The organism is Williamsia sp. Y853 (genome assembly GCF_056786495.1).
This window is the reverse complement of record NZ_JBXCJC010000002.1, coordinates 672,259-689,751: the sequence shown is the minus strand read 5'-3', so window position 1 is coordinate 689,751 and position 17,493 is coordinate 672,259. Positions and strand designations below refer to the sequence as shown.

Here is a 17,493-nt window from a genome sequence, read left to right as displayed (position 1 = left end):
ACGATGTCTGACCGCTCGTCTACGAGGGGTGCCGAAAGCGTGCCGCGCTCGTACGCCAAAGGTGAAGAAGAACCACCGCTGCTGACGCTGACCATCGGCGAATCGCTTCGTGATACCGCGGAGCGATTCCCCGACAGCGAAGCCCTGGTTGACGTTCCGACGGGTCGCCGGTGGACGTATGAAGAACTCCGGCAGCAGGTTCGTGCACTTGCCGCCGGGCTGTCGCGCAGTGGGTTGGGGCCCGGTGATCGCCTGGGACTGTGGGCTCCGAACTGTGCCGAATGGGTGCTGACCCAATACGCCGCTGCGGAACTCGGCGTCATCCTGGTGAACCTCAATCCGGCATACCGGCAAACCGAGATCGAGTTCGCGCTGGCCCAATCCGGTACCCGCATGGTCATCGCTGCCCGTGAGTTCCGCGGTGCTGATTACGCAGGCATGCTTTCCGCCGCTCTAGGCAACTGCGACGCATTGCAATCGGTGGTGTTGCTCGACAGCCCTGCGTGGGATGAGTTGTTGGCCACGCCAACCGAATCCGAGCTCGCCGCCCTGGACAAGATTGCCGCGTCGCTGAGTCAGGATGACGCAATCAACATCCAGTACACATCGGGAACCACGGGGAAGCCCAAGGGCGCCACACTGTCCCACCGGAACATCCTCAACAACGGCTACCTGGTCGGCGAGCTGTGCGGCTACACCGAAGCGGACCGCATCTGTATCCCGGTGCCGTTTTATCACTGCTTCGGCATGGTGATGGGTAACCTCGCGGCCACGACCCACGGTGCCGCGATGGTCATCCCGGCGCCGGGCTTCGACCCGTCATTGTCGCTGAAAGCTGTTGCAGCCGAGAAGTGTACGAGTCTCTACGGTGTGCCGACGATGTTCATCGCCGAGCTGGCACTGGCCGATTTCGACAGCTACGACCTCAGTTCGCTGCGGACCGGCATCATGGCCGGATCACCGTGTCCGGCCGAGGTGATGCGGCAGGTCATCGACAAGATGCACATGGCGGAGGTGTCGATTTGTTATGGCATGACCGAGACCGCGCCGGTGTCGACCCAGACGCGCACCGACGACACGTTCGAGCGACGGGTCGGCACCGTGGGACGGGTCGGACCACACCTGGAGATCAAGATCATCGACCCGGTGACCGGTGACATCGTCGCCCGCGGTGAGACCGGCGAGTTCTGTACCCGCGGGTACAGCGTGATGATCGGGTACTGGAACCAGCCGGACAAGACTGCTGACGTGCTCGACGCCGACGGTTGGATGCACACCGGCGATCTGGCGGTCATGGACAGCCACGGCTACGTCCAGATCACCGGCCGCATCAAGGACATGGTGATCCGCGGGGGAGAGAACATCTATCCGCGTGAGATCGAAGAGTTCCTGTATACGCACCCGGACATCCTCGATGCACAGGTGATCGGCGTACCCGATGAGAAGTACGGCGAGGAACTGATGGCGTGGATTCAATTGCGCGACGGTGCAGGCACTTTCACCGTCGACGACCTCAATGCGTTTGCGGACGGCAAGATCGCCCGCCACAAGATCCCCAAATACGTGCATTTGGTCGACGAGTTCCCGATGACCGTGACCGGCAAGGTCCGCAAGGTCCAGATGCGAGCGCAGGCACTGGAGATCCTCGATAGCTGACGGTACGGATCGTGGAAGTTTCTGGGCAGTAATTCGATTCGCAGCCTGCGAGACCGAATATTCTTCGTGGACTCAAACAAATTGTGGCCGGGTTGTTTTGAATTGGGTCACAGCGTCCAATTCGACGTTTCTCACGGTCCGGTCGATTCATTTCACTTCCATGCCTGGCGGATTCGGCCGCGCGCGCGTGTAGCGGTCCGGGCGGGATCCGCAGACTGAAATCGGCGAGTTCGGCCCACGGTGGCCGGTATCAAATATGGTGATCAAAGTGGCAAATACGCCGACCTCGGGTGCCGACCTGTGGTCTGACGATCAGAGTGTTCGACCTGTTCAGGCGCTGACCGTAGGTTGTAAGTAGGACAACCCGACCAAATCGGCCGCCGTCGGCCCAGACGGATGTACTAGCGTGGGGCGCGACACCCAAGTCCTCAAACGCAGGAGTGGAAAATGAGCTATCAACCCGGGGGGTCCGGCTACGGCTCGCAGCAGCCGTACCAAGGCTCCCAGTACCCCGGCGCGGGACAACCCGAAGCCGGAGCGCCGCAATACGGCCAGGGTTACGGCCAGCAGCCGACCCAGGGATACGGACAACAGCCTGCCGGGCAACAGGGTTACGGCCAGCAGCCCCCGCAGGGATACGGCCAGCAGCCTGCCGGGCAACAGGGTTACGGCCAGCAGCCCCCGCAGGGATACGGCCAGCAGCCTGCCGGGCAGCAACCTGCCGGACAGCAGGGCTATGGCCAGCAGGGCTATGGCTATGGCCAGCAGGGCTACTCACAGCCGGCGGCGCGGCAAGGTCTGCCCGCCGCAATCGGGACGTACCTGGTTTACGCGCTCGGCGCCCTCGGTCTGATCAACTTCTTCCTCGGCTTTGCCCCGGTGATCGACATGGAGGGCCTCGAGAACAACCACATGTTCCAGTGGGAGGCGACGGCGCTGACCATCCTCGGTGCCGCCGGCCTGGTCGCACTGTCGACGTTGCTCCTCAAGCAGGAGACAAAGTTCAGCGGTGTGGTTGCCGGCCTCTCGGTGATCGGCGGACTGCTGATCCTGTTCCAGTTCCTCACCAAGGGTGAGGGCGACGCAGGCATCGGATTCATCCTGGTGATCGTCTTCGGCATCATCCAGGCTGCCGTCGCGGTGGCATGGTTGCTGGTCGAAGCCGGAATCATCAAGACCGCATCGGCGGATGCCTCGGCGACCACATCGTCCAGATCGACCGGCTCGCAGCAGGCCGCAGCAGAATCGGCTCCGAGCTACGGACAGAGTGGCGGATACGGACAGGCGAGCGGGTACGGCGCAGGCTACGGCCAGGCATCGTCCGGCCAGAGCGCATCGAGCTCCGGTAGCCACCAGGCCGCGCAGAGCAATCCATACGCGCAGACCGGTTACGGCCAGAATGCTCCGTCCGCCGCAGACACGGGCGGGCAGAGCAAGTCCGGCAGTTCGGATGCGACGACGGCTGTTCCGACCGCGAACCCATCTGCCACACCGCAGCCGAGTAGCCCCTCGTCCGCGCAGCCGAGTGCTCCGTCATCCGGTGCACATCCGGGGGCAACCTCGTATCAGGTGCCGGGAGCTTCGAGCTCCGAGGACCGCCCGAGCCAGGGCGGCGATCCGACAACTCAGTTCAAGTCACCGGAGCGCTAGAAACCTGCTGAATCGGGTGCGGAAACAATTCCCGTACCGAAGTACACACCGGACAGTTATGGCCTGAGGTCACAACTGTTCGGTGTGTTTTTTTATCCAGGTGTGTCAATTCATCAATTCGTAAACTGCATATCTTCGGCGCGCCTGACCATCGGTACGCGATGCGAATGACACCCTGGTCAAGTGGTCAGTTCTACAGCGGAAAACCTCGCCGCGCGTCTGCGCGAGATACGCCGCTCGCGCCGCGCCGATGAGGTTGGTGCCGCGGATTCGACCCGGGCGCTGGTCCGGCTTGCCTTCGGGACCACAGCTGCCACTCTGGCGCTTCTGATCCTGGTCACGATCGTCACCCTGCTGAGCGTGGGGGACGGCCTCGGGAGTCTGCCCGCGACGGTGGCGTCGATGTGGTTCGCAATTCATCAGGTACCCATGACCGTCGGCGACGTGACCGTCGGTGTGATGCCCCTGGCACCCACGTTGCTGATGATGTTCGTGGTGGGACGGTCCACCGCCCGGGCGACCGACATCGACCGTCCGCACTCCGAGGTCGCGGCCGTGATCCTCGCCGCCGTTGGCGGACCACTGCTCGCCACGGTGCTGTCGCTGGCCGTGGTGATGGATGCATCGACGGTGATGACCTTGCAGAGCCCGAATGCGCTGCTGGCCTTCGTCTGCACGTTCGCGGTCCAGGCCGTGGGCGCGCTCGGCGGTGTTGCCTACAAGTGGTGGCCGACGATTGTGGTGCGGACCGGCGTGGCCGACTGGGTACTCAAGGGTCTGCGCTGTGGCTTTATCGCGGTGATCGCGATGTTCACGCTGGGCGCATTGGTTGTCGCCTTCCGGCTGATCATCAACTGGTCCGTCGCCGGTGAGCTGCTGTCGGCAAGCAATGGTGTGGCCGGTGTCCTCGGATTGTTCTTGCTCTCGCTGCTCTACCTGCCCAACGTGGTGATCGGTTCGGCGGCCGCGTTGGTCGGGGCGCCCGTGCAGGTCGGCGGCGCGACCGTCGACCTCTTCGGTTCGGTCGGCGGACAGGTGCCGCCGCTGCCGATCCTGGCGGTGCTTCCCGACGGCGGTGGTGGCCGGTGGGGTCTGATCTTGCTTGCCGGCGCGGCGATGGTGTCGCTGATCGTCGCCCGACTGTGCGTGGATCTGTCGCTGCTGCGCAACATCCGCACCGTAGTGGTGGCCGCGGGTCTGACGTCCTTGGCGATCGTGGCGGCCTCGGCTGTGTCCGGTGGAAAGCTCGGTGTGCTCGGTGAGGTCGGCGTCAACCTGCCGGTGGTGGGGGTCTTCGCATTCGGCTGGATTGCCGTTGTCGGTTCGGTCATGGCCCTGATCCACAGCGCGCTGCCGTCGACCCGGCGGGCTCGCGCGCGGGCCATGAACCTGATCTACGACGACTATGCCCCGCGGGACCTCGACGAGTTCGACGACCTGGATGAAGCCGCAGAGGCGGTCCCGGCAGAGCTGGAGATCGAGTATCGCGAACCGGCCGAGATCCCGATCCTCGATTCAGACGCCGGTGTCCTGATCGACGTCGCCCCGGCGATCGACGGCTGGGATGTCGACGATTGGGTCACCGAGACCGACTGGGATGATGCCGACTCCGGGATGATCGACGCCGTCGGCGGCGAGGAATTGGTCTCGACCGACGAGTTCGGTACCCGACGGCCTCGCTGAAACAGCAGCGATTAGGCTCGACAGCGCGAGACGAGGCATCTGCGGACCACTCGATGAGGGGCCCGCGTCGTCGTAGATTTCCGTTCAAACCAGAGTTCGAGGAGTTCCACACTGGACGCCATGCCGTCAGTCACCCCGGTGTCCGTTGTCATCCTCGCGTCGGGCGCGGGTTCGCTGGCTTCGGCATTGCTCGACGCAGCCGAGGACGACGACTATCCGGGCAACGTTGTCGCGATGGTGACCGACCGTGAGTGTGCGGCCGAGCAGGCGGCGCGACGACGCGGCGTGGACACTGCGATCGTCCCGATGACGAGCGACCGCTCCGAATGGGATCGCAAGCTCGCCGACACCGTCGCCGCGTTCAACCCCGACCTGGTGGTGGCCGCGGGATTCATGAAGATCCTGGGGCCGGAGTTCATCGCCCGTTTCGGTGGCCGCATCATCAATGCCCACCCCGCGTTGCTGCCGTCGTTCCCCGGCGCGCACGCGGTGGCCGATGCACTGGCCCACGGTGTCAAGGTGACCGGCTCGACCATTCACCTGGTCGACAGCGGCGTGGACACCGGCCCGATTCTCGCGCAGGCCCCGGTCGCCGTGCAGTCCAGTGACGACGAAATCACGTTGCATGAACGAATCAAGATGGTCGAACGGGTGCTGCTTGTAGCGGTGGTTCGTTCGATTGCCACCAAAGGTGTTGTCATCGAAGGACGAAAGGCCCACATTCCGTGAGTAATGACCTGCAGCGCAAGCCCTTCCGTCGGGCGTTGGTCAGCGTGTACGACAAATCCGGGCTGACCGAACTGGCCAAGGGCCTGCATGCCGGCGGCGTCGAGATCGTGTCGACCGGTTCGACGGCCAAGAAGATCGCCGAGGCCGGTGTCCCGGTCATCGAGGTCTCCGAACTGACCGGCTTCCCGGAGTGCCTGGAAGGTCGGGTCAAGACCCTGCACCCGGTGGTGCACGCCGGCATCCTGGCCGACACCCGCAAGGACGCGCACGTCGAGAAGCTCGCCGAACTCGGCATCGCCGCGTTCGAGCTGGTCATCGTGAACCTCTACCCGTTCACCGAGACGGTGGCTTCGGGTGCGACCCCTGACGAGTGCGTCGAACAGATCGATATCGGCGGACCGTCGATGGTGCGCGGTGCCGCCAAGAATCATCCGTCCGTCGGCGTGGTGGTCGACCCCACCGACTACGCAGACGTCCTGGCTGCGGTCGAGGCCGGGGGATTCACGCTTTCCGAGCGTAAGTCGCTGGCCGCGAAGGCATTCCGCCACACCGCCGACTACGACATCGCGGTCGCGGAGTGGATGGGTCGCGTCGTCGCGCCCGAGCCCGACAGCGAGTTCCCCGTCTGGGCGGGCAAGAGCTGGGAGCGCTCGTCGGTGTTGCGCTACGGCGAGAACCCGCATCAGCCGGCCGCGCTGTATGTCAGCAGCACCGAGGCCCCGGGCCTGGCCCAAGCCGAGCAGCTGCACGGCAAGGAGATGAGCTACAACAACTACACCGACGCCGACGCCGCCTGGCGCGCCGCCTATGACTTCACCGACCCTGCGGTGGCGATCATCAAGCACGCCAACCCCTGTGGCATCGCCACGTCGGACGACGTCGCAGAGGCGCACCGCAAGGCGCACGCGTGCGATCCGGTCAGTGCGTACGGCGGAGTGATCGCCGCGAACCGGCCGGTGAGCCTGCAGATGGCCGAGCAGATCGCGGAGATCTTCACCGAGGTCGTCGTCGCCCCGGGATTCGAAGATGGTGCTCTTTCGGTTCTGACCCGCAAGAAGAACGTCCGGGTGTTGCTTGCGCAGCCCCCGCGCCGCGATGCCGTCGAACTGAAGCCGGTGAGCGGTGGGGTGCTGGTTCAGCACCGCGACATCCTCGACGCCGAGGGTGACTCGCCGGAGAACTGGCAGTTGGCGGCAGGCGAAGCTGCCGATGCGGCAACCCTGGCCGACCTCGAGTTTGCTTGGCGGGCCTGCCGCTCGGTGAAGTCCAACGCGATCCTGCTGGCGTCCGATCGGGCGTCGGTCGGTGTCGGTATGGGTCAGGTCAATCGCGTCGACTCCGCGCACCTCGCGGTGACGCGTGCCGGTGACCGAGCTCGTGGCAGTGTCGGTGCCTCCGATGCGTTCTTCCCGTTCCCGGACGGACTGCAGGTGCTCATCGACGGTGGCGTGAAAGCTGTTGTGCAGCCCGGTGGTTCGATTCGTGACAACGAGGTGATCGCGGCCGCCAACGAGGCAGGCATCACCCTCTATCTGACCGGGGCCCGGCACTTCGCCCACTAGCCCCACCCGCAAACGCTCCATCTATACGAAGACGCTCCACAAATATGTGGAGCGTCTTCGTATTTCCGGAGCGTTTGCGGGGGAGCGGGAGTGAGGGGCAGTGAGGTAGGTTGCGGCGGTGGCGGAACTGGCGTTCTTGATTGCCGCCGGCTTCCTTGCCGGTGTGGTTGGTTACGTGACCGGACTTGCATCCCTCGTCAGTTATCCGGCCCTGTTGCTGGCGGGGTTGCCACCGATTACCGCCAATGTCACCAATACGGTGGCCCTGATCCCGGTCGGTATCGGCAGTGCGACGTCGGCGCGGGCATCCATCTCGTTCGACCGACGCCTGCTGGCGTTGCTGGGCTGTGCCGGTGCCGGTGGTCTTGTCGGCGCGGTGGTCCTGTTGCTGACGTCGGCGAGCACGTTCGAGACCGTGGTCCCGTACCTGGTGGCGGTCGCGGCCCTTGCGGTGTTGTGCCAGCCGATGATTCGCCGGATGTCCGGCCATCGAGACATTCCCGGGATTCTGCCCGTCGCGGTGTTCGTGATCGCCATCTATGGCGGCTATTTCGGTGCCGGCGCCGGGATCATCTTCCTGGCCGTCTCACTCATCGCCACGACGCAGACGATATGGCAGGCAACGCTGTTCAAGTCGGTGTTGCTGGCCGCATCGAATGCCGTTGCCGCCCTGGTGTTCGTGTTCTTCGGATCCATCGACTGGGGTGCCGCCGCCGCGATGGGTGTCGGATGCCTGGCAGGCGGCTGGGTCGGACCACCGGTGGTGGCCCGGATCCCGGCGACACCGCTGCGAATTGCCATCGCATTCGCCGGTTTTGGGCTGGCGATCTGGTTGGCCTATCGCTGATCGGCTTCCGAACTTCCCCAAACGCTCCAGATATACGAGGACGCTCCACAAATATGTGGAGCGTCCTCGTAAATCCGGAGCGTCTGCTTGACAGTGGGTGGGTCAGAGGACGCCGTCGTCTTTCAACGCCTTGATCGCCGCGTCGTCGAGGTGCAGGAGTTCACTCAAGACCTCGGTGTTGTGACGACCGGGGACAGACGGCCCCGCATTGCGGATCCGGCCCGGGGTGCCCGTCAATTTGGGGACGATGCCCGGACCGAGGACGTCTTCGCCGATCCGTTCGTCGAAGTGCGGGGTGATCATGTCCCGGGCCAGCAGTTGGGGATCGGTGACCACCTCGGCGACGGTGTTGATCGGCCCGACAACCACCCCGGCCTCTTTGAGCAGCGCGATGAGATGGTCTTTGGGCTGCTCTGCGGTCCACTTGGCGATGATCTCGTCGATCTCGTCCTGGTTCGCTCCGCGGGCCCCGTGATCGGCAAATCGGGGATCGGTCGCCAATTCGGGTTTGCCCATCGCCGCGCAGAGGCGTCGGAAGACGGTGTCCTGATTGGCGCCGATGACAACCATGCTGCCGTCACCGGTGGGGTAGATGTTCGACGGTGCGATGCCCGCGAGCCGGGTGCCGGATGGTCCGCGGACCACACCGCCCTGGTCGTAGTCGGGGATGGTTGATTCCTGGACCGCGAGGCAGGCCTCGTTCAGCGCCACGTCCACGATCTGACCTTCGCCGGTGACGGTGCGGCGGTAGAGCGCGGCGAGCGCTCCGTGCACGGCGAACATCCCGGCGAGCGTGTCCCCGAGCGACAGTGCGATGCGTGGCGGCGGCTGGTCGGGATAGCCGTTGAGGTGCCGTAGACCGCTTTCGGCTTCGGCAACCGAGGCGTATCCCGCGCGGCCTGCATCGGGTCCGGTCTGTCCGTATCCCGACACGCGGACGAGGATGATGCCCCGATTGCGTTCGCGGAGTACGTCGTAGCCGATGTCGAGTTTTTCGAGGGTGCCGGGACGAAAGTTCTCGACGATCATGTCGGCCTGCTCCACCAGCTCGAGAAAGATCTCGCGGCCGCGTTCGCTGCGCAGGTTCAGCGTTATGGCTCGCTTGTTGCGGGCGTAGACGGTCCACAGGAAGTGGTGTCCGTCGCGTTCGGCCTGGCCCCAACCGCGCAGCGGGTCCGGGGAGTTCGGCGCCTCGATCTTGATCACGTCCGCCCCGAGATCACCCAGCAGACGGGCACCAAAAGGGCCGGCGATGAGCGAACCCAGCTCCAGGACCCGGATCCCGTCGAGTGCCCCGGTGGGGACTGCCGGCTCGGATCCCGATGCCTGCGCTTGAGACGATGTGGTGCTTGTCATCTCCTCAGTTTGTCGAATCGCTGGCCGCAGGCGGCAATCGGGCTCGGTCGGGCGCGTCGCGGAAGGGTAACTCGAGAGGGCTTTGAGAAGGCGCCAGGAGTTCCTCTGCGGGCGTAACAAGTGCACTTCCGGGCGCGGCCTCGTAGCGTAGAAGAGGTGAGCACACCCCACACGACGACAATCCGCTCGGCACACCCTTCTCCACGGACCCTCGGCGAGCTTCGTGCCTCGGGTCATGTGCAGCGAAGCGTGAAGGACGAGATCCGCAACAACCTGCTGACCGCACTGCGGTCAGGCGTCGACCCGTGGCCCGGGATCCTGGGTTTCGAGACCACCGTGATCCCGCATCTCGAGCGGGCCCTGCTCGCCGGGCATGACGTGGTGATGCTGGGTGAACGTGGACAAGGCAAGACCCGTTTGCTGCGGACGATAGTCGGCCTGCTCGACGAGTGGACCCCGGTCATCGAGGGTTCGGAACTCGACGAGCACCCGTTCGAACCGATCACCCCGGCATCGATCCGCAAAGCCGCGAACCTGCTCGACGACCTGCCGATCGGCTGGCGGCACCGCAGCGAGCGTTACTCCGAGAAGCTCGCCACCCCGGACACCTCGGTGGGTGACCTGGTTGGCGATGTCGATCCGATGAAGGTCGCCGAGGGACGGAGCCTCGGGGATCCGGAGACCATCCACTTCGGGCTCATCCCGCGGGCGCACCGCGGCATCATCGCGATCAACGAGCTGCCCGACCTCGCCGAACGCATCCAGGTCTCCATGCTCAACGTGATGGAGGAGCGCGACATCCAGGTCCGCGGCTACAGCCTCCGGTTGCCGCTCGACGTGGTGTTGATGGCCAGCGCCAACCCCGAGGACTACACCAACCGCGGCCGGATCATCTCGCCCCTCAAAGACCGTTTCGGTGCGGAGATCCGTACCCACTATCCGATCGAACTCGAGGACGAGATCGCGGTCATCGAGCAGGAAGCCGACCTGACGGCGACCGTGCCGACCTTCCTCATCGAGATCATCGCGCGGTTCACCCGGTACGTCCGCGACAACCCGGCGATCGATCAGCGATCGGGCGTCTCGGCCCGCTTTGCCATCGCAGGCGCCGAAACCGTTGCCGCCGCGGCACTGCACCGGGCCGCGGTGCTCGGTGAGGACCTTGCGGTGGCACGCGTTGTCGACCTCTCGTCGGTGATCGAGGTGCTCCGGGGCAAGGTCGAGTTCGAATCGGGTGAAGAAGGCCGTGAGATCGAGATCCTCGAGCATCTCCTGCGTAAGTCGACCGCAGACACGGTTCGCGAGCACCTCGGTGGTGTCGATCTGGCGACGCTGGTCACCGCACTCGAGGCCAGTGAACCGGTGGTGACCGGTGACCGGGTCTCTGCCAACGATCTGCTGACGTCGATGCCGGAAGGCACCGAGCCGGTGGTGAACAAGATCGCCGAGCGACTCGATGTCATCGACGACGGAGAACGTGCCAGTGCCCTCGAGTTGGCGCTCGAGGGTCTGTTCCTGGCCCGGCGGATCGGCAAAGAAGCCGACGGCACCGGCCAGACCGTGTACGGCTGAACCGAGAGAATTCGACATGCCCCGCAATAATTTTCACCGCTCACGCTATCTGCGGTACACCGGTGGTCCAGATCCGTTGGCACCACCGGTGGACCTGCGCGAAGCGCTCGACGCCATCGGCGACGACGTGATGGCCGGTGGATCCCCACAGTCCGCGATGCGGGAGTTCCTGCGCCGCGGAAGCAACAACATGCGGGGACTCGATGAACTGCGGGAGATGGCCAACAAGCGTCGCGAGCAGATCCTCAAGTCCCGCAACCTGAACGGGACCTTCGAAGAGATCCGCAAGCTGCTCGACGAGGCCGTGCTCGACGAGCGCAAGCAACTCGCGCGGGCCCTCGACGACGACGCCCGGTTCGCCGAGATGCAGATCGAGAACCTTCCCCCGTCGACCGCGCAGGCGGTCCAGGATCTGTCCGAGTACAACTGGCGCAGTCCGGAGGCGAAGGAGAAGTACGACAAGATAAAAGATCTGCTGGGCCGGGAGTTACTCGATCAGCGTTTTGCGGGGATGAAAGAAGCCCTCGAAGGCGCGACCGAGGAAGACCGGCAGCGCATCACGGACATGCTCAAGGACCTCAATGAGCTCCTCGCCGCGCACAACCGTGGCGAGGACACCACCGAGCAATTCGATGAGTTCATGGACAACCACGGGGACTTCTTTCCCGAGAACCCGAGCAACACCGAAGAGCTGATCGATTCGCTGGCGGCCCGCAGCGCAGCTGCGCAGCAGTTCTACAACTCGTTGTCGCCCGAACAGCGGGCCGAGCTCGACCAGTTGTCGCAGCAGGCTTTCGGTTCACCGGATCTGATGGGTCAGCTCTCGCAGATGGATTCCCAACTGCGGCAGGCTCGTCCGGGTATGGGCTGGGACGAGGGCCAGAGTTTCGAAGGCCAGCAGGGGATGGGCATGGGTGAAGGTGCCGGTGCCCTCCAGGATCTCGCTGAACTCGAGTCCTTGTCGGACCAACTCTCACAACAGTATTCGGGTGCACAACTCGATGACGTCGACCTCGATGCGCTGGCCCGCCAGCTCGGGGAAGACGCGGCGGTCGACGCCCGAACACTGGCCGAACTCGAAAAGGCCCTCAAAGAGGAGGGACTCCTCGAACGCGGCAGTGACGGTCAGCTCAAGCTCTCACCCAAGGCGATGCGACAACTGGGGCAGTCCATCTTCCGGGATGTGGCCGAACAACTCTCGGGACGCCACGGTGACCGGCAGACCCGCCGCGCCGGATTGGCCGGCGAGCCGACAGGGTCGTCGCGGGAATGGGAGTTCGGCGACACCGAACCCTGGGACGTCACCCGCACGGTGTCCAATGCGGTGTTGCGCACCATGACCGAGGACCGCGACAAACGGCATGCAGGCAACGCGATGATCCGCGACGGTGTGCGGATCGACGTCCGCGATGTCGAGGTCGCCGAAACCGAAGCCCGCAGTCAGGCCGCGGTAGCGCTGCTCGTGGACACGTCGTTCTCGATGTGGCTCGAGAATCGCTGGACGCCGATGAAGCGGACGGCGATGGCGCTCAACCATCTGATCTCCACCCGGTTCCGCAGCGATGAACTGCAACTGATCTCGTTCGGTCACTACGCCCGGACCCTGGAGATGAGCGAACTCATCGGCCTGGACGGTATGCGCCAACAGGGTACGAATCTTCATCACGCGCTCCTGCTCGCACAGCGGCACTTTCGTCGCCACCCCAATGCCCAGCCGGTGGTACTGATCGTCACCGATGGTGAGCCGACCGCGCATCTGTTGCCCGGCGGCGAGCCGTTCTTCTACTACCCGCCGCATCCGGCGACGCTCGGTGCCACCGTCCGCGAACTCGACAATGTCGGGCGGATGGGTGCTCAGGTCAGCTTCTTCCGGCTCGGCGACGACCCCGGGCTGGTCCACTTCGTGGATCAGATGGCGCGCAGGGTGTCGGGCCGCGTGGTGGCGCCCGACCTCGACGGTCTCGGTGCTGCCGTGGTCGGTGACTACCTCGGCGGAAAGCGACGCCGGAACAACCGTTAGCCCAGGCGACCGGGCCGGACCATGCCCTCCTGATACGCGGCGATCACCAACTGCGCGCGATCGCGTACCCCGAGTTTGGTCATGGCGCGGTTGACGTGGGTCTTCGCGGTCAGGGTGCTGATCCCGAGTTGTCCGGCGAGTTCACTGTTCGACAGTCCGGTCGCCACCAGTATCACCACTTCCCGTTCTCGGGGCGTGAGCACGTCGAACGCGCCGCGACCGCTGCCGACGGTCGGGTGTGAGAGGAACTGGGAGATCAGCAATTTCGTGGCCGACGGTGACAGCAGGGCGTCCCCGCGCGCGACGGTTCGGATCGCGGCGAGCAGTGCGGCCGGCGCCAGGTCTTTGCCGACGAATCCGCTGGCGCCCGCTCGGAGCGCGAGCATCACGTACGCGTCCTGCTCAAACGTGGTGAGGATGAGGATGCGGCACTCGCGCAGGCGGGGGTCGTCGACGATCGCCTTGGTGGCCTGCAGACCGTCGATACCGGGCATCCGGATGTCCATGACGATGACGTCGGGGATGTGATTTCGGGCCGCTCGCACCGCCTCTGCGCCGTCCGAGGCCTCGGCCACCACCTGCAGTCCGGCTTCGCTGTTGATCAACAGGGTGAGGGTACTGCGGAACAGCGCCTGATCGTCGGCGACGACGACGCGGATCGGCATTGGGCGCTCACCGTCAATTGCCGGGAGCCCATTGGATTTCACGCCTTCAAGTTAGCGCGATCGTTAGTTTTGTGCATCAATTCGATTGCCCCCGTCGCCGATCCGGAGGATCCGTGGACTGTGCGAGGTATCGTTCGCGCGTGGATGTAGTCGAGCGGTGGGATCGTTTTCGCAGCGGTCATCCTCGCGTGGCGCGAGTCGTCGTGTGTCTGTTGGTATTTGCGTTTGTGGTGTGGGCATTGCCGTACGACCAACGCGCGGGCCGGGGCGGGGACGCCTCGCTCATCGGTGTGCTGTTCGCCGCCGCGGGCAGCGTGTTCGTCTACTGGCGAACCGACCGTCAGTGGCTCGCGTTATGTGGGACCACGGTGGTCGCCGCGGCGTACTTGGCTTTTGGTGGTGTGTTCAATCCTGCTGTCGAGATACCGATCACCGTGTGCGGTGCCGCGATCGCCGCCACGCGATCGGCAGCGGTGACGATTGTCGCGCTGATGGTGCCATGCGGTGTGGTGCTGGTGGTGTCACTGTTTACGACGTCGTCGTGGATGGAGGTGGAGCGGATCGGCGCGGTGGGCTGGATCGGCATCGGGTTCCTGTTCGGAGTCCTGAGCCGGATGCGGCGGCGTTACGTTGCGGCGGTGGAGTATCGGGCGACGGCGGCCGAACTGATGCGCGACGCCGAGGCGCACACCAGGGTGATCGAAGAACGCGTCCGCATCGCGCGCGACCTGCACGATGTGGCGGCACATCATCTGACGTCACTGAACATGCAGATCGGTACAGCGGTGCACCTGCTGTCGGTCGATCCGGAACTGGCCAAAACTGCCCTGACACATGTCCATCAGACCACCGAGACGGCACTGAAGGACATCAAGGCCACCGTCGGAATGCTGCGGGAGGGAGCCGACGAGCCGGCACTGCACCCGGTGCCGGGGATGGCCGACCTCGACGACCTGCTCGCGGACTTCCGCAGCGGCGGGATGACCATCGACCTCACCCGTCAGGGTCGTGCGCGATCGTTGGCGCCGGGCACCGACCTGACCGCGTACCGGATTGTTCAAGAATCACTTACCAACGCCGCAAAGCATGCCAACGGTGAATCGGTGCGGTTGCGTCTGCGCTACGGCGTGGACACCTTGCTGATCGAAGTGGTCAACCGTGCACCGGCCACCAGTGATTCGGCTTCACCCGGGTACGGACTGATCGGGATGACCGAGCGCGCCAACGTGGTTGGCGGGACGCTGCGGTCGATCCGGGGATCCTCGGCTTTTCAGGTGCTGGTGGAGCTACCGATCGCGGCCGACGACGACAGTGCGATCACCGAGCGCACCGAAACCCCCACCGGAGAGGCCGATGATCAGCGTGGCGCGGGAATCGAGACCGGCGCAGCCATCCCCAGGTAGACGACGATGTGTTCGCCACCCGGGTTGGCCTCCAACGGAACTTCTTTCCAGTTGTTGGTCACCCAGACGTTGCCCGACTGATCCACCGCGATCCCGGTGCTGCGTTCGAGACCGTCGAAGAAGTAGCCGAGGCCGTCCGGTGAGAGTGCGTCGCCGGTCGATGATCCGGGCGGACAGGTCGAGGTGTCGACACCGCAGAAGCTCGAGATCCGCTTGCCTGCGAAGTTGGCAACCCACACGTTTCCATCGCCGTCGGTGGTCAGACCCCAGGGCACCGTGACGCCCCCACCCTGCAGTGGACCGACGAGTATCTGGCCGTCTGGTCCGAGTGCGGCGACCGAACCGCTGCCACCGGTTCCGGTGGGCCGGTCGGGGCAGGGGAGTGTGATCACACCGGAGTTCGCAATCCACACATTGCCTGCGTTGTCGGTGGCCAGGCCCATCGGATGGTCCAGATGCGGTCCGCTGACCGGAGAGTTGGCACGCGGCTTGCCGTCGCTGCCCAGAATCGCGATGTTGTCGCTGACGATGCCGGAGACAAAGATGTTCGTGCCGTTGTCGACGATGTCGAATGGCTGATCGAGCCCCAAGCCATTGAAGTTCTCTGCCTGATCCGGATTGCCGCCGCGGTACACGGTGACGCTGTTGTCGGCGCAGTTGGTCACCCACACATCGTCATTGGCGGAGACCTCCATGCCCTGCGGCCAGGTCACGCCACCCTGGGTGAATCCGGTGTCGTTCGGGGACAGCGCTGTTCCGTCCGGGGTGAACTTCGACAGCGAATTGTGCGGCGGCTGATCCTCGGTGGCGCACCCGGGTTCGGGTGCGGCGAAGCCGTAGTTGCTGACCCAGACATTGCCGCTGTTGTCGAGGTCGATCCCGAAGCCGGCACCGCTCAGGCCACCACCGGTGAACGGGGCTCCGTCGACGAGCTGGCCGGTGGGTCCGAACTTGAACAGCAGGTCGCTGCCACAGACCGGGGCTTGCGGGTCCGCGTTGAACTGATAGTTGTTGTCGACCCAGATGTTGCCGAGATGGTCGATCGCGAAGTTCCCTGGGCCGGAGAGTAATCCGCCGCCGCCGTCGAACCGCAGGGCAAGTGTCCATGCCACCGGGGGAAGAGTCAGGACCGGCGTGTTCGGCGAGGTCACGTATTTGGAGAGGGCGAACAGGGGCAGTACGGAATCCGAAGGGCTCCGGGCGATCTGGGAGAACGCCCGCAGGGTGTCGGCGGGGCGTGCCGAACCGGCAACCGCGGACTCGGAGATGAGTTCGGCACAACGCCCGTGGTCGATCGAGCATGCGGCGTGCATGTCGGTGAGGCTGTTGAAGGTGGCGAGTGTGGACGTTTGAGATCCGTTGGGGGAGCCGGTCAACACCCGGCCGAGTTGTCCGGTCGCCGGATCGACCAGGTTCGTGATCATCGCGGCGGAGTTGGAGATACCCGGATCTGTTCCGTTGATCCCAGTGTTGTCGATGAACTGCGCCATCGCATATCCGGTTGCGACTGTGGTTCGTTCGCTCAGCACCACAAACGGTGATGATCCGACGCCTGCGACAGAGGCGAGGGTGGGCGCGGTGCCGTTGCCGGCCTTGGCGGGACGGGCCAGCAGATAGAGGACCGAGCCGTTCGGTGGCTGTTCACCGACGCTCATCGAGAAGCGGCCATCGGCGCCACTGACGGCGGTCCCCACTTGTGCAGGTGCGCGTTGTCCTTCAACGCCCGAGATCCAGGCCGTGACATTCCAGTTGGCGTCGCCGGCCGCCGATCGCACCTCGCCGTTCAGTGTGTCGCCTGCCGCGGGCGTGGGCGCGGCCGTGACCGACGCCGAACCGGCAAAAACCAGTAGAAAACAACTGAAGACAATCGTCAGCGAACGAAAGGTATTGCGAGACAAACCGGACCACCTCATCACAGGATCCCGTGCGGACATGCCGGCACAGATCGAACAGGGGCCAACCTTAGCGCCCGGAAACGGACACCTGGGCCGGCTCCGGCGGTGCTCGGGCAGCCCGGGCTCGTCGGCGCTCGGAGGCGTGCACGCAGAAAATGCCTGGCCCAAGGGCAGATTGCGGCTTTCGCCACCGTGTCTCGGTCGGTGGGGCTACTTCACATCGACCATTCCGCACATACTGCGACTGCAGTAGTGCGTTCGCCCGGCCTCTTTGTCGTGCCGGCGATTCGGTGGTGTGTGCACGACGCGGCGGCGGTTGTCCTTGATCGCCGAACACCCCTGCTCACGGGCTGAAATGGGCAGTCGATCGAAGATATGGTGTGAAAGTCCTGCCGTGAGTGGGTCGATCACGCCAGGCATTGGGCGGGGGTCGATTCTGCTGCGCCCGAGCACAA

General features: G+C 64.7%; 12 protein-coding genes. 9 read left to right on the top strand and 3 right to left on the bottom strand.

Translation table 11 applies throughout. The features are described from left to right. Nucleotides 1-3 precede the first annotated feature (3 nt). The 6 genes from AC1TPF_RS15155 to AC1TPF_RS15130 all read left to right on the top strand — a co-directional run bounded on the left by AC1TPF_RS15155 (nt 4) and on the right by AC1TPF_RS15130 (nt 8,127). The gene (locus AC1TPF_RS15155; RefSeq protein ID WP_482137639.1) at nt 4-1,656 is read left to right on the top strand and encodes an AMP-binding protein; all 1,653 of its coding nucleotides are present in this window, start codon (nt 4-6) and stop codon (nt 1,654-1,656) included. A 447-nt stretch (nt 1,657-2,103) separates the two neighbouring features. Beyond that, nucleotides 2,104-3,306, top strand: a complete 1,203-nt coding sequence (locus tag AC1TPF_RS15150) for a DUF5336 domain-containing protein (RefSeq protein WP_482137641.1) — start codon at nt 2,104-2,106, stop codon at nt 3,304-3,306. A 183-nt stretch (nt 3,307-3,489) separates the two neighbouring features. Further along, a complete protein-coding gene (locus AC1TPF_RS15145) occupies nt 3,490-4,989 on the top strand; it encodes a cell division protein PerM (protein ID WP_482144570.1) in 1,500 nt (499 codons plus the stop codon). A 120-nt stretch (nt 4,990-5,109) separates the two neighbouring features. Then, the gene (gene purN, locus AC1TPF_RS15140) at nt 5,110-5,718 is read left to right on the top strand and encodes a phosphoribosylglycinamide formyltransferase (protein ID WP_482137644.1); all 609 of its coding nucleotides are present in this window, start codon (nt 5,110-5,112) and stop codon (nt 5,716-5,718) included. After that, nucleotides 5,715-7,280 carry a bifunctional phosphoribosylaminoimidazolecarboxamide formyltransferase/IMP cyclohydrolase gene (gene purH / locus AC1TPF_RS15135; protein WP_482137646.1) on the top strand — a complete coding sequence of 522 codons (1,566 nt, stop codon included), beginning with the start codon at nt 5,715-5,717 and terminating at the stop codon, nt 7,278-7,280. Before purN ends, purH begins: the two co-directional genes overlap by 4 nt. A gap of 118 nt (nt 7,281-7,398) precedes the next feature. After that, the gene (locus tag AC1TPF_RS15130) at nt 7,399-8,127 is read left to right on the top strand and encodes a sulfite exporter TauE/SafE family protein (protein ID WP_482137647.1); all 729 of its coding nucleotides are present in this window, start codon (nt 7,399-7,401) and stop codon (nt 8,125-8,127) included. A 102-nt stretch (nt 8,128-8,229) separates the two neighbouring features. Here AC1TPF_RS15130 and AC1TPF_RS15125 read toward each other — a convergent pair whose 3' ends face one another. Further along, nucleotides 8,230-9,483, bottom strand: coding sequence for a CaiB/BaiF CoA transferase family protein (locus AC1TPF_RS15125; RefSeq protein WP_482137649.1), 1,254 nt, complete (start codon nt 9,481-9,483; stop codon nt 8,230-8,232). Nucleotides 9,484-9,639: 156 nt separating this feature from the next. On the opposite strand from AC1TPF_RS15125, the gene AC1TPF_RS15120 reads away from it, so the two are divergent. Next, nucleotides 9,640-11,055, top strand: a complete 1,416-nt coding sequence (locus tag AC1TPF_RS15120; protein WP_482137651.1) for a sigma 54-interacting transcriptional regulator — start codon at nt 9,640-9,642, stop codon at nt 11,053-11,055. A gap of 16 nt (nt 11,056-11,071) precedes the next feature. Beyond that, the gene (locus tag AC1TPF_RS15115; RefSeq protein WP_482137652.1) at nt 11,072-13,075 is read left to right on the top strand and encodes a vWA domain-containing protein; all 2,004 of its coding nucleotides are present in this window, start codon (nt 11,072-11,074) and stop codon (nt 13,073-13,075) included. On the opposite strand, the gene AC1TPF_RS15110 is transcribed toward AC1TPF_RS15115, so the two are convergent. Then, nucleotides 13,072-13,740 (bottom strand): response regulator, encoded by a 669-nt coding sequence (locus AC1TPF_RS15110; protein WP_482138730.1) that lies wholly within the window; start codon nt 13,738-13,740, stop codon nt 13,072-13,074. The two genes, AC1TPF_RS15115 and AC1TPF_RS15110, sit on opposite strands and share 4 nt — an antisense overlap. Before the next feature lie 140 nt (nt 13,741-13,880). Between AC1TPF_RS15110 and AC1TPF_RS15105 the strand changes: the two genes are divergently transcribed. Then, nucleotides 13,881-15,143, top strand: a complete 1,263-nt coding sequence (locus AC1TPF_RS15105; RefSeq protein WP_482137654.1) for a sensor histidine kinase — start codon at nt 13,881-13,883, stop codon at nt 15,141-15,143. On the opposite strand, the gene AC1TPF_RS15100 is transcribed toward AC1TPF_RS15105, so the two are convergent. After that, a complete protein-coding gene (locus AC1TPF_RS15100) occupies nt 15,098-17,041 on the bottom strand; it encodes an NHL repeat-containing protein (protein ID WP_482137656.1) in 1,944 nt (647 codons plus the stop codon). The genes AC1TPF_RS15105 and AC1TPF_RS15100 overlap by 46 nt on opposite strands. Nucleotides 17,042-17,493 lie beyond the last annotated feature (452 nt).

What these genes read in the sequence shown, in the direction of transcription:
- AC1TPF_RS15155 (WP_482137639.1), top strand. Translation starts at nt 4, where the DNA reads ATGTCTGACCGCTCGTCTACGAGGGGTGCCGAAAGCGTGCCGCGCTCG.
- AC1TPF_RS15150 (WP_482137641.1), top strand. Translation starts at nt 2,104, where the DNA reads ATGAGCTATCAACCCGGGGGGTCCGGCTACGGCTCGCAGCAGCCGTAC.
- purN (WP_482137644.1), top strand. Translation starts at nt 5,110, where the DNA reads ATGCCGTCAGTCACCCCGGTGTCCGTTGTCATCCTCGCGTCGGGCGCG.
- AC1TPF_RS15125 (WP_482137649.1), bottom strand. Translation starts at nt 9,483, where the DNA reads ATGACAAGCACCACATCGTCTCAAGCGCAGGCATCGGGATCCGAGCCG.
- AC1TPF_RS15115 (WP_482137652.1), top strand. Translation starts at nt 11,072, where the DNA reads ATGCCCCGCAATAATTTTCACCGCTCACGCTATCTGCGGTACACCGGT.
- AC1TPF_RS15110 (WP_482138730.1), bottom strand. Translation starts at nt 13,740, where the DNA reads ATGCCGATCCGCGTCGTCGTCGCCGACGATCAGGCGCTGTTCCGCAGT.